This is a genomic window from Streptomyces sp. NPDC031479, assembly GCF_055581065.1.
In genome coordinates this window covers 17,679-30,999 of the sequence record NZ_JBVIKC010000045.1, presented here as the reverse complement: position 1 = coordinate 30,999, position 13,321 = coordinate 17,679, and the positions used below count along the sequence as shown (strand labels likewise).

Here is a 13,321-nt window from a genome sequence, read left to right as displayed (position 1 = left end):
GCCCGCCGGCTCCCTCAGGCCCGTCGGCTCCCCTCAGGCCCGCCGGCCCCTCACGGAGCGGCCAGCAGCCTTTCGGCCTCGGCCAGCTCCCGCTCCATCCCCCGGTCGCGGAACGCCCGTACCGCGCTCTCCAGCAACTCCCGGGACCGCGACCGCTCTCCGGCGCCGCCGTTCGCGGTCAGCAGCCGCGCCAGGTCCAGGCGCACCAGCGCCGCTCCGCCGTGGTCCATGATCTGCTCCCGGACCGACAGGGCCTGCGCGTAGAATCCGCGGGCCGCCTCGCACCGTCCCATCTCGGCGTGCGCGTGTCCCAGGTCCCGCAGCAGGTGCCCCTCGCCGATCACGTCACCGCTCTCCCGGCACAGCTCCAGGACCTCCGTGTACGTGGTCACCGCCCGCTCGTGCTCCCCCTGACCCTGGAGCAGCTGCCCCGCCCGGCGCAGCGTCCGGGCCTGCCCGCCCGTGTACCCCACCGACCGGTAGATCCCGAGCGCCTCGTCCAGCCGGGTCTGGGCCGCCGAGCTCTGCCCCCGCCGCATCCAGATGTGCGCGCTCTGCGTCAGCACGATGGCCCGGCCCACCACGTCGCCGGCCTGGTCGAAATCCCGCAGTGCCCGGTCGTACAGCGAGAGGGCGTGGTCCTCGTTGCCCCGCATCCGCTCCAGCAGCGCCAGGTCCCGGTGGCACAGCGCCTGCCCCTGCCGGTCCTCCAGCTCCTGGAACAGCCCGAGCGCCGTCGTCAGCGCCGACCGGGACTCCTCGCTCTGGCTGCGGCCCAGGTGGAGCACCCCGAGCGAGCTCAACAGGGCCGCCGTGCCCCGGGTGTTGCCCGCCGCCCGTACCGAGTCCAGCGCGAGCCGGTGCGTACGTTCCCAGTCGTCGAGGTAGCCGCGTCCCTCGAACAGGGTGGCCAGGGTCGTCGCCAGGTCCCAGCAGAGCTCGTCCATCTGCTCCCGGGCCGCGTGCTCCACCGCCTGCACCAGGTTCGCGTGCTCGCTGTCCAGCCAGCCCAGCGGATCCACCAGCAGCTCGTCCACGCATTCCGCCGGGGGTTCCCAGCGCGGCGCGGAGCCGTGCAGCACCGTGAAGTCCCCTCCGTAGATGCGCCGGTGGGCCTGCTCCGCCAGAGACATCCAGCCGCCCAGCATCCGCGCCGTCGCCGCGTGCTGGTCGGCCGCCTCGTGGTGCGCCGCCAGCTGCTCCCGCGCGAACACCCGGATGATCTCGTGGAAGCGGTAGCGGAACCCGCCCGTGGACTCCATCCCGACCACGTCCAGCATCTGTACGTCGACCAGCGGTTCCAGCAGGTCCGAGGCGAAGGGCCGCGGATCGTCCAGCAGCGCGCCGGCCAGCCAGCCCGGCAGCGTCTGCCCCTGGGCCAGGCTCAGCAGGCGCAGCAGCCGGCGGTCCTCGGCGGCCAGCCCGTCGTGGGTGAGGGAGAGGCTGGCCCGCATCGTCATCTCGCCGTGCGTCAGCTCGTCGAGGCGGTGCCGTTCGTTCGCGAGCCGGTGCACCATCGACGCCAGCGTCCAGTGCGGACGGGCGGCCAGCCGGGCCGCGACGATCCGCAGCGCCAGCGGCAGCCCGCCCACGGTCCGGATCAGCGCCTCGACCGCCACCGGCTCGCGTGCGACGCGGTCCGGGCCGATCACCCGGACCAGCAGTTCCACGGCGTGGTCGGTACCCATCACGTCCAGCTCGACGCGGTGCGCCCCGGGCAGGCCGGTGAGCCGGACCCGGCTGGTGACCAGCACCGCGCAGGTGTTGCTGCCGGGCAGCAGCGGCCGGATCTGGCTCTCCGACGCGGCGTCGTCCAGCACCACCAGCACGCGGCGGGAGGCGAGGAGCGTGCGGTACATCTCGGCCCGTTCGTCCTGGGACTCGGGGAGCACCGGGCCCGGAATGCCGAGTGCGCGCAGGAACCGGCCCAGCACCTCGCCGGAGGTGGCGGGGGTGCCGGTGCCGCGCAGGTCGCAGTACAACTGGCCGTCGGGGAAGGCGGTTTCGCTGAGCCGGTGCGCGATGTGAGTGGCCAGCGTGGACTTTCCGGTGCCGGGCTTGCCGACGATCACGGCCACGCCGACGGCGCGCCGGCCGCCGCCGCATTCCCCGTCGCCGAGGAGGGCCTGCTCGACCCGGCGGATCCGCTCCTCGTCACCCACGAAGTCCGATGTGTCCGCGGGGAGTTGGCGGGGCGTCTCCTCGCGGTACGGGGCCACGGTCGCGGCCGTGGACGTGACGGGGTGCCCCGCGCGGCCGCCGCCCGCGGAGCCCGCGCCGGGAGTCCCGGCGCCGCCGCCGTACCCGCCCGAGGGCCCGGCGTTCCGCGAAGGGGCCCCCTCGACGGCCGGGTACCCGCTCGCGGGGGCCGCGCCCCACGTGGGGGAGGCGTCGGCGGGGCCGCCCGCGGGGGAGGTCCCCCGTCCCGGGGACCGGTCCGGCGCGCCGGGGCTCCAAACCGGGAACCCGTCGAACGGGCCGCCCGGAGCCTCACCGGCGGTACCTCCGCCGAACGGTGTGGCCAGGAGGGATCCGTGACCCGGCGGGGCGATGCCGGCGGGTCCCTGGGGGGAGGGTGCCCCTCGGTCGTGCGGGGCCCGCGCGCCGGCGGAGCCGAGCGGGGCGCCGTGGTCCTGCGGGGGGCGCGGGGCGGGGATGCCCAGCGGGGTGCCGGGGGTGCCGGGGGTGCCGTGGCCGTACGGGGCCTGGTGGCGCGGGGAGCCGCCAGGGTCGGCCGGGCTGGCCGCGCCTTGCGAGGCGGGAGGGCCCGAGGAGGCGAACGGGGCCCCTGGGGCGCCATGAGTGGCCTGAGGCGTGCCCGGTCTCGTACCGTCGGCGGCGCCCGTGCCGGCGGCTCCGGCACCGTACGCTCCGCCGGGCCCGGCGGCAGCGGCCCCGAACCCGCCGCCCGATCCGGAGGCGGCGCCCCCGAACGCCGCGCTCCGCCCCGTGCCGGTGCCGCCGTATCCCGCGCCCGCGCCCGTGCCGGTGGTGCCGTATCCCGTGCCCGGTCCTGCGTCGGCGCTGCCGTATCCCGTCCCCGGTCCCGCGTCGGTGGGCCCGAATCCCGGGCCCGCCCCCGTGCCGGCGCCGCCGAAGCCCGCCCCCGCCCCCGCGGAGCCGAACCCGCCGCCCGGTCTCGCCGGGCGGACCGGTGGGACGTCCCCCGAGAGGATGGCCCGTTCCAGCCCGCGCAGCTCGCCCCCCGGCTCCAGCCCGAGCTCCTCCACCAGCAGCTCGCGGCCCACCCGGTAGCTCTCCAGCGCCTCCGCCTGTCGCCCCGAGCGGTACAGCGCCAGCATCAGCTGCCCGCGCAGCCGTTCCCGCAGCGGGTGGACCCGTACCAGCAACTGGATCTCGCCGACCAGCTGGTGGTGGCGGCCGAGGTCGAGCTCCAGCTCGATCCGCGTCTCGGCGGCCGTCAGCCGCTCCTCGTCCAACTGCAGCGCCTTGCTGCGCAGCGTCTCGCTCGACACCCCGCTCAGGCAGTCGCCCTGCCACAACTCACCCGCAGCACGCAGCAGTTCCACCGCCTCCGGCGCGTCCCCGCGCTTCGCCAGGGTGCGCGCGTCCGCGAGCCGGCGGGCGAAGACGGCGGCGTCGACGAGGTCGCCCTCCGTCCTGAGGACGTACCCCGGCGGCCGCGTGGTGATCGCGGCGGCGATTCCGGCCGTCGTGAAGAGCTTGCGCAGTCGCGACACGCAGATCTGCACCTGGGTGCGTGCGGTGTCCGGCGGCTCGTCGTCCCAGATGAGGTCGACCAGGTAGTCCGTGCTGACGACCCGGTTCGCCTCAAGGAGCAGGGCGGCGAGAATGACCTCCTGCCGCCCCGGGGGAATCCGCACCGGCCCGCTCAGGCCGGTCACCTGTAAGGGGCCGAGGATGCGGAACACCACCGTGTCCGGGGTGTGCGGAACCCCGCCGGGCGAAACGGTCATGAGTCTCCCAGCTGGAGGCACACCAGAGATCGGGTGGAGCGCGGGGTCAGTCTCCCCGAACACCTCTCCGGTTGTCCATGGTGTGGAGATTGCGTGGTGGTGAACGCGATAGGCCCGGGATAGCCGGGAGTTGCGGGTCCGCAGGACCGTGGGGACGTCGGCACCCGAAGGGGGTGCGGCCGTTCGAAGGGACCCTCCATGAACAGTCGGTACGCCGGGCGGCTGACGCCCAGCCGGGTCGTCACCGACTCCGGGGTCGACCACGTGCGCCTCGCCTACCACTACCTCGACACCGGAGACCTCGACGGGTACGGCTCGCTCCTGCACGCCGGCCTGTCCCTCGGTGCCGACCTGGAGCGTCCGGGGGGTGCGGGCGCCCGGCGCCACCACATCACCCGGATCGTCGCCGAGGGCGACTGCGTGATCGCGATGGGACGACTGGCCCCGCAGCAGTGCGAGTTCGTCGACGTGTTCACGCTGTCCGCCGAGGGCATGCTGCGCGGCTGCCGCCGCTACTACCCGGCCGCCGCCTCGCCCGCCGTCGAGGCCGTCCGCTGAGGCCGTCCGCTGAGGCAGCCGCGCCGAACTCGGCGTTCCCCGGGCCCTCTTGCCCGCTCGGCGCTATCGTGCGGGCGGGGGAGAGCGGACGAGGGGGCGGGCGTGGCGATGCGATTTCTGTTCGTGCACGGGACGGGGGTGCGGCGCGAGCGGCACGACGCGCTGTTCGCGCTGGTCCGGGAGGGGCTGACGGCCCGCTTCCCCGGCGCGGCCGTCGAATCCTGCTTCTGGGGCGAACGCTTCGGCGCGTCCCTCGGTGCGGGCGGCCGCTCCGTGCCGGGATTGCGCACGGGGCGCGACGGGGCCGAGGACGCCGACGCCGCCGAGGTGGCCGAGTGGGGCCTGCTGCTGGCCGACCCGCTGTGCGAGCTGCGGGTCCTGGCGGAGGCGGGCTGGGACACCGCCCGCGCGGCGGGCGGATCCGGCGGCCCGGAGGGCGAAGACGACCCCTTCGCGATGCCCGGGATCCGGGCCTCCGGGGCCCGCGTCCTGGACCGGCTGGACCGGTTGGACCGGTTGGACCGGTTGGACCGGCTGGACCTGCCGTACCGCCCGGACGTACCGGGCCGGCGCACGGCGAGTCCCGGGGGTCCGGGGGCGGGGGCTTGCGCCGAACCGGACGGGACGGCCGGCGCCGACGAGCTGGCGTCCCTCCTGCACGGCACCGGCCTCGCCCCCGGATTCCGTACGGCGCTGGACACGGTCGCGCGGTCCGAGGAGGCCGCCCGTGCCGGGGAACGGGCCACGGCCGAGCCGCAGGCGCGGGAGCTGGCCACCGCCCTCGCGCGGGCCGTCACCGCCGCCGCCCTCGCCCTGGCAGCGGCCGGAGCCGACGCCGACTGCACCGCCGCCGAGCGGGACCGTCTCGTGGAACTGCTCACCGCCCGCCTCGGAGGCGACGCCCGCGTGCCCGGCGCCCGCGCCGCCGCCGTGCTCGGGCGCCTCGCGATGCGGGTCACCACGCAGCCCCTGCTCAACGCCCGGCGCGGAGCGCTCACCGTCGGCGCCACCCCCGCCCTCGGCGACATCCTGCGCTACCAGGCCCGGGGCGCGGGCCTGCGCTCCTTCCTGCACCAGCGGATCACCGCCGCGCCGGGACCGGCCGTGCTGATCGGGCACAGCCTCGGCGGGATCGCCCTGGTGGACCTGCTCGCCCTGGAGGCGGCCACGGGCGGGCCCGTGCCGGGCGCCGAACTGCTGGTCACCGTCGGCTCGCAAGCCCCGTACCTGCACGAACTCGGTGCGCTCACCGCCCTCGCCCCCGGCAGCGCGCTCCCGTACGGCTTCCCGCGCTGGCTCAACGTCTACGACCGCCAGGACGTGCTCTCCTACCTCGCCGCGCCCGTCTTCCCCGGAGATCCGCGGGTCACCGACCACGAGGTCAGCAGCCGCCAGCCCTTCCCGGCCAGCCACAGCGCCTACTGGAAACAGCGGTCCCTCTACGAGCGCATCGAACAGGCGGTGACCGAGGCGGGGATCGGGTGACGCACCCCGATCCCCGGGACCCCGATCCCCGGGACCCCGCCCCCCGGGACCCCGCCCCCCGGGACCCCGCCCCCCGGCGCCCCCTCCCCGCCCACGACGGGCTCCTGCCGTCCACCCTCGGCCCCCGCCGCACCTTCGCGCTCGTCGCCGGGGTGGAGACGTACGAGGTCAGCCACCGCTGGAACCTCCGCGGCCCCGCCCGCGACGCCCTGCGATTCGCCCGCTGGCTGACCGGGCCCGGCGAGGTGCCCGCCGCCAACGTCCGGCTGCTGCTGTCCCCGCTCGACGACCCCGACCGCCTCGACTGGTCCGGCCCGCCCGGCCTGGCCGCGCTCAGGGACACGTACCGGCCCGCGACCGAGGAGAACGCGAAGACCGTGCTGCTCGATGAGCTCCCGCAGTGCGACGGCGACCTGCTGTGGATCTTCTGGGCCGGGCACGGCTACCTCGACGGCCACCGGCAGCTGATGCTGCCCTGCGCCGACGCCCGCCCCGGCCGCATCCGCCACCTCAACCTCGACTCCGCGCTGCGCTGGTGGCAGACCGACCTCGTCAAACACCGCCGGTTCCCCCTCCAGGCCGCACTGGTGGACGCCTGCCGGGTCGACGCGCCCCGCGACACCCGCTGGAACTTCGGCAGCGCCGACTACGGCGGCGGCGCCACCGTCCCGGGGCGCCGCCAGTTCCGCCTCTACGCCTCCCGGGAGGGCGAGGCCGCGCAGAACGACGCCGAGCGCGGGGCGGGCCGCTTCACCGAGGCGCTGCTCGCCGAACTCGGCGACCGGTCCGTACGCGAAGGCGTCACCGGCCTCCCGCACGCCGCCCGCGCCGTCCACCGCGGCTTCGGGGAACTGCGCGGACGCGGCGAGGGCTGGCAGCTGCCGCAGTTCATCGTCGACCGGGACTGGGACGCGAGCTCGTTCCTCGACGACGACCCGCCCGGGCCCGCCCTGCCCCGCGCCACCCGCCTCGACCAGACCGGCTGGGACGGGCTCGGCGAACTCTTCGAGGGCCGGGAGCTGCCGCGCTGCGCCTACGAGGCCTACGCGTGGGCCTTCCGGGCCGCGGGCTGCACCACCCCGGTGCACGGCGGGCTCCCCGCCGACACCCTCCTCGACGTGGTCTGGGACCTCGACCAGCGCCAGGGCGGCCCGGCGGGCCTGCCCCTCGCGGTGCCCTTCGTGCACTACCTCGCCGACCGGGCCCGCCGCGCCGGCGGAGACGGCCGCCCCGGCGCGGGTGCCGGGGACGCGGTCTGGGCGGCCCGGCTCGCCGCCTGGGTACGGGCCGCCCGGGAGCGCCTCGCCCTGCCCGCCCTGCGCCCGCCGCCCGCCCCCGCCACCCGGGGGACGGCCCTGCACGTCAGGCTGGAGCCCCCGGACGACGGCGAGGACGGCCTGCGGGCCCGCATGTGGCTGCGCGGTGAACAGGACCGGCTCGTCTGGGAGTCGGAGGACGCACCGGTCGGGCTCGACACCGTACGCGCCGCCCTCGTGCGCCAACTCGCCCTGCTCGGAGCGGACTCGGGGGCGGACGGTAGTGCCCGGTGCGGGCAGCCGTACCGGCGCGTCGAGCGGATCGAGTTCCAGGTGCCGTTCGAGCTGCTGGAGACGGAGTTCGACCGGTGGCCCGTCCCGCGCGGACCCGCCGCACGCACCCGCCCCCTCGGCACCCTCTACGAGGTGTCCGTGCGCTGCCCCCAGGAGCGCGAGGACACCACCCTGACCGAATGGCGCACCGCGTGGCGCTGGCTGTGCGCCCAGGGCGGCCGGCACCCCGACACGGTACGGGTGGTGGAGGACGCCGAGATCACCGACACCCTCGGCCTGCGGCTGGGCGCCCACCCGGCGCCCGCCTGCGTCCTCGGGCACACCTCGGCTGGGCGTACGCCGGCCCTGCTGGACGCCCTGCTCGAAGGCGGGGTGCCCGTCGCGGTCTGGCGGCGCGGCGGGGGAGCACCCGCCGGAGGGCCGCCCGCCGTGGGACCGCCTGCCCCGCCCGGACCGCCCGCCGTGCCGGGACTGCCCGACCTGCTCTCCCCGGAGGCCGGGCCGGGCGCCCCCGCCGTGTTCGCCCTGCCCGCCCGGGTACGGGAGGCGCGCCGGGCGGCCGCCGACGGCCAACAGGCGGAGGGGGCAGACCGGTTGGTGCTGTTGTGGGACGATCCCGAGGACGTGATCGACCTCCGCCCGCTGTCCTGACGAGACCCGACCCCGACCCCGACCCGACCCCGAAGCGCTCGACACCGACGATGGAGGCACAGGCAGTGGCGAAGGACTGGTGGCTGTACCAGGGCGCGGGCGACGCCGAGGACCGCCGCGCCCGGCTGGAGGCCGGAAAGCCGCCGCCCTGGCGGGACTTCCCCGGCGTCCCCGACGAGGACTACCGGCCGCCCGGGTGCGCGGGCGGGGCCTGGGAGCGCACCCGGCGCCGCGGCGAGGGCTACGTTCCCGACGAGCCGGAGAAGGACGTGGTCAACACCGCCCTCCACCTGCGCCGGCCCCTGCTCATCACCGGGAAGCCCGGCGTCGGCAAGTCCACCCTCGCCTACAGCATCGCCGCAGACCTGGCCCTGGGCCCCGTACTGCACTGGCCGATCACCAGCCGCACCGTGCTGCGCGACGGCCTCTACCTCTACGACGCCATCGGCCGCCTCCAGGAGGCCGGACTGGAACAGGTGCGCGTCCCCGGCGCGCCGGCCGCACCCCGGACCCCCGCCGCCCCCTCCATCGCCCGCTACCTGCGCCTCGGCCCGCTGGGCACCGCCCTCCTGCCCCAGCGCACGCCCCGCGTGCTGCTCGTCGACGAGATCGACAAGAGCGACATCGACCTGCCCGGAGACCTCCTCACCGTCTTCGAGGACGGTGGGTTCGCCATCCCCGAACTGGCCCGCCTCGCCAAGGAGGAACCCACCGTCGCCATCGGCACGGACGACGACCCGGACGCCACCGTGGCCGTCACCCAGGGCCGCGTCCAGTGCGGCTACTTCCCCGTCGTGGTCCTCACCAGCAACGGGGAACGGGACTTCCCGCCCGCGTTCCTGCGCCGCTGCGTCCGCCTCCACCTCGACGCGCCCGGACCGCGCAAGCTCGCCCGCATCGTGCGCGGCCGGCTCGGCATCGACCTCGACTCCGAGGAATCGGCCCCGTACCAGGACCTGGTCCGGAGCTTCCTGGAGCGCGCCGAGGACGGCGACCTCGCCACCGACCAGCTCCTCAACGCCATCCAGCTGCGCCTGGCCGGAGCCTGGTCGGCGCCCGGCGACCAGGACCGCTTCCTGGCCACCGTGATGCAGCACCTGTCCGGGCCCACCGCGTGATCGAGAGGCTCCTCGCCGCCTTCGACGAAGGCGCCGGGGACGGCGCGGCGCCGCGCACCACCGTCGGGGCGGAGGAGATCGCCGACATCCTGTGGCTGGCGGCCAGGGTCGACGCCGCCGCCCCACCGACCCGCCCGCAGGACGGCCCGTCCGCCGGGGCCCGTGCGGAACCCGACCCGCCGCCGCCCCCGCGGGCCCCGGCCCCCGTACCCGACCCCGCCGCAGCGGAGGGCGCCGGGGCCGTCCGGCTCTACCCCGCGACCGTGCCCGCGCCCCCGGCCGACACCGCACCCCCGCCCGCCGGAGCGGGGCCCGGGACGGGCGGACGGCGCGGCGTACCCCTGCGGCTGCCGCGCACCGCCTCCCTCGACGACCCGCTCGCGCTGATGCGTTCCCTGCGGCCCGTCGGACGGCGCTCCATCGGCGGCCCCGGCGAGGAACTCGACGAACAGCTCACCGTCGAACGCAGCATCGAGTGCATGGTCCCCACCCCCGTGCTGCGCCCCGCCGAGAGCCGCTGGCTGGACCTGGCCCTCGTCGTCGACACCCACCACTCGATGCTGCTGTGGTCCGACCTCGTGGCCGAACTGCGCGCGATCCTCACCCGCAGCGGAGTGTTCCGCGACGTCCGCACCTGGCGGCTCGACGGCACCGGACCCGGCGGCACCCCGGTGCTCGGCCGGAGCCCCGGCGGACCGTCCCGCAACCCCCTCGAACTCGTCGACCCGGCCGGCCGACGGCTCATCCTCGTCGTTTCCGACACCGTCGCGGACGGCTGGCGGGAGGCTCCGCTGCGCGCTGTCCTGCGGCACTGGAGCACCCACAACGCCGTGGCCGTGCTCAACGTGCTGCCCGAACGGCTGTGGAACCGCGGCGCCGTGCGGCCCGTCCCCTTCGCCGTCCGCTGCGACCGCCCCGCCGCCGCCACCCGCTCCTGGCAGCGGGTCCCGGCCGCCCGGCGGGCCCGGGGCGGCGGCCCCGTCGTCCCCGTCGTCGGGATCGCCTCCGGGAGCCTGGCCCGGCTCGTGCGGGTGGTGTCCGGGGACGGGCGCTGGCGCCGCCTGGCCTGCCTGCGCCTCGACTCCGCGCCGCCGCCCGCCGCCGCCCCGGCCGCCGGCCTCACGGCCCTGGAGGCCGTGGAACGCTTCCGGGCCACCGCGTCCCCGACCGCCCAGCAGCTCGCCGCGCACCTCGCCGCCGTACCGCTCACCCTCCCCGTGATGACCCTCGTCCGGCGCTCCCTGGCAGTCGGCTCCGAACACGGACACCTGGCAGAGGTGGCCCTGGGCGGGCTCTTCGCCCCCTGGGACGGGCAAGACGGGCCGGAGGACGCCGAGTTCGAGTTCCTGCCGGGCGTACGGGACGTCCTCCTCGGGTCCCAGCTGCGCGGGGACGTGGCCGCCGTACGCGAACTCGTGCGCCGCCGGGTCTGGGAGTACCTCTCCCGCCACCGCGGCACCGGCCCCGACTTCTCCGCGACCCGCGTCACGGACGGCACCGAGGGCCGCCGCCGCGTCCCCGACACGGCCCTGCCCTTCGCGGAACGCCCGGAGGCGGAGCGCCCCGGGCCGCGGCTCGCCGAACCGCGACGGCGCGAAACGGAACACGGGTTGGCGCACCGCGTGGTCCGGGTCCGGTTCGATCCTTCCCCGGAGTACCGCGAGGTCGGTACCCTCCTCGGTCCCCGACTGGTGCTCACCGCCGCGGAGGTGCCGAGGCCGGGGGAGACCCTGGCCCGGGTCCGCGCGGGGGGCCGCGAGGTCGCCTGCCGGCCCGTGTGGTGGGACGAGGCGACACCCCGGGTGCTCCTGCTGGAGGGCGAGGAGGACCTCGCGGACCCGGAGACCCTGCCGCCGCCGGGCTGGTCCGGCGGCCCGGGCGGGGCGGTCGTCGACGGAGTCACCGAGCAGGGCGTCGCCGTGGCGCTGAGGGGAGAGGTGGCCGCCGACGGGGGCGCCCGCAACGGCGAGATCGTCCGGCTGTCGGCCGAACCGGGTGACTGGACGCACTTCCGGGGCGGCCCCGTGTCCTGCGACGGGCAGCTCGTGGGCGTCGTCCACACGGTCCTGCCCGACCGCATGGTGTTCCTGGCGGCCACCACCCTGCTGGAAGAGGAGGGGTTCCGGGCGGCGCTGGGCTCCGGCCGGCTGCCGACCGGTAACCGCGACCCGGGATTCCGGGTCGCCCTGACCGTGCGGGCGGGCGACGGGATCCACCCGCACGGCCCCTCCGCCCGCCGGCAGCTGACCAGCCTCCTCACCCGGATGATGACGCGGGCCGCGGTGACCGGGCGCTTCGGCCGCCAGGACAAGGAACAGACCGTCAGCGTTCTCCTCGAAGCGCCCGGCGCCCTCGCCCAGGCCGGACGGCTGCTGGCCGAACTGCCCGGGGTCGTGGCCCCGGGCGGAGAGTCCTGGCCCGAGGGCGCCGTCCCGCACCTCACGGTGGCCCTGGACATCGGGGGCGCCTACCGTCCCGTGAAGGACGTCGACGGGCTGCTCGGGCACGAGGCCGTCCTCACGCACCTGCGGGGGGCACCCGCCGATCACGTCCTCCTCACCCTTTCCCCGTACCTGCACGAACACCTCGCCGAGCTGCTCGGCACGAGAGCGCTGCGCGACCTGGAACCGCTCGCGAGCGGTGCCGTCGGGTGGCTGTACCACGGAGCCCCCGCGGAGCTGGCGGAACTGGTGACGGAGGCAGAGGACGCCCGGAGCGAGACGGACAACTGGCCCCGCTGCGGCCTCGGTGCCTCGCCCGGGCGGCCGTCCGGCTGCGCGGGCGTCCTGATCCCCGGCCACGCCTGCTGCCTGGCCCACCTCCCGCCCGCGGCCCTGAACGCCTACCTGGGCACCCTGGGTCCCGGTTCGTCGGTCGACTTCCGCGGCACCCTGTTCGCGGGCGGTCTCCTCGACCGGCTGCTGGAGGTGGTGCGCGACCGTGACACGGGGCGGGTGCGGCTGGGCCCGGCCGCGTTCACCGGCGCGGTCTTCGAGGACGGCTGGGAGGCGGAGCGAGCCGGCTTCGAAGGGTACGCGGACTTCGCCCGGGCCGTGTTCGCGGGCGAGGCCCGCTTCGACGGAACCGATTTCCACGGCCGAACCTCCTTCCGCGGCGCCGCGTTCGAGGAACGGGCGGCCTTCGGCACGAGCCGCTTCTCGGACACGGCCGACTTCGGGCGTGTGGTCTTCCTCCGCGAGGCGGACTTCACGTCCGCCGAATGGGCGCGGGGGGTCTCCTTCCGGGACGCCGTCGCGGAAGGGCCCGCACGGTTGGGCGGCATGCTGGCGCAGGAGGACGCGGACTTCACCGGGATGGTGTTCCAGGGCCCCGCCGACCTGGGGACGTCGGTCTTCGCCCGCCCGGTGTCCTTCGCGCGCACGGTGTGGGAAGGCGAACTGTCGGCCATCGGGACGCGGTTCCGCGCACTGGTCTTCGAGCACGTCACGTGCCGCGGCGCCGTGGTCTTCGCGAACGCCCGGTTCGAGGGTCCGGCGTCCTTCACGCACGGCGCCTTCGAGGGCGAAGCGACCTTCTCCTCCTGTGACTTCCACGACCCGGCGATCTTCGCTCATGCGGTCTTCCTGGGTTCGGCCACCTTCAAGGACCTCGGCCTGCGCCAGGGGGTCTCCTGCGACCACGTCACGTTCTGCGGCGAATTCCGCTGGCGGCTGACGCGGGTCGAGGGCGGAGGCGCGAGCTTCGGCGACACGGTCTTCCAGGGGTCGGCGCTCTTCGAGGACGTCCTCTTCGCATCGGGCACCACGTTCGAAGGCGCCGCCTTCCACGGCCCGCTGACCCTCGAAGCCGGGGTCTTCGCGGAGGCCCTCGATCTCAGGCCCGCCGCCTTCGGCGGGCCGGTCTCCCTCATCGGGGTCGACCTCGCCCATCCTCCGGAGCTGCCGCCCGGGTGGTCAGCGACCCAGTCGGACGGGGTCTGGGAGATCGCCGCGCCGCGTCCCGCCGATCAGGGCGGTGGCTGAGGCATCCTGAGTGCACAACTGCCCCACGCCACACAGGA

General features: G+C 76.2%; 6 protein-coding genes. 5 read left to right on the top strand and 1 reads right to left on the bottom strand.

The genetic code is table 11. The annotated features are described in order from the left end of the window. Window positions 1-50: 50 nt before the first annotated feature. The gene (locus tag ACZ5D2_RS33310; RefSeq protein ID WP_371676012.1) at window positions 51-3,938 is read right to left on the bottom strand and encodes an AfsR/SARP family transcriptional regulator; all 3,888 of its coding nucleotides are present in this window, start codon (window positions 3,936-3,938) and stop codon (window positions 51-53) included. Between the two features lie 198 nt (window positions 3,939-4,136). Here ACZ5D2_RS33310 and ACZ5D2_RS33305 point away from each other — a divergent pair, with 198 nt between their 5' ends. The 5 genes from ACZ5D2_RS33305 to ACZ5D2_RS33285 all read left to right on the top strand — a co-directional run bounded on the left by ACZ5D2_RS33305 (window position 4,137) and on the right by ACZ5D2_RS33285 (window position 13,283). Further along, window positions 4,137-4,496, top strand: a complete 360-nt coding sequence (locus ACZ5D2_RS33305) for a nuclear transport factor 2 family protein (RefSeq protein WP_371676011.1) — start codon at window positions 4,137-4,139, stop codon at window positions 4,494-4,496. Window positions 4,497-4,598: 102 nt separating this feature from the next. After that, a complete protein-coding gene (locus tag ACZ5D2_RS33300) occupies window positions 4,599-5,981 on the top strand; it encodes an alpha/beta hydrolase family protein (RefSeq protein ID WP_371676010.1) in 1,383 nt (460 codons plus the stop codon). Further along, window positions 5,978-8,182 (top strand): VMAP-C domain-containing protein, encoded by a 2,205-nt coding sequence (locus tag ACZ5D2_RS33295; protein WP_468934599.1) that lies wholly within the window; start codon window positions 5,978-5,980, stop codon window positions 8,180-8,182. Before ACZ5D2_RS33300 ends, ACZ5D2_RS33295 begins: the two co-directional genes overlap by 4 nt. 50 nt (window positions 8,183-8,232) lie before the next feature. Continuing rightward, a complete protein-coding gene (locus ACZ5D2_RS33290) occupies window positions 8,233-9,300 on the top strand; it encodes an AAA family ATPase (protein ID WP_371676008.1) in 1,068 nt (355 codons plus the stop codon). Beyond that, the gene (locus ACZ5D2_RS33285) at window positions 9,297-13,283 is read left to right on the top strand and encodes an SAV_2336 N-terminal domain-related protein (protein ID WP_468934595.1); all 3,987 of its coding nucleotides are present in this window, start codon (window positions 9,297-9,299) and stop codon (window positions 13,281-13,283) included. Before ACZ5D2_RS33290 ends, ACZ5D2_RS33285 begins: the two co-directional genes overlap by 4 nt. Window positions 13,284-13,321 lie beyond the last annotated feature (38 nt).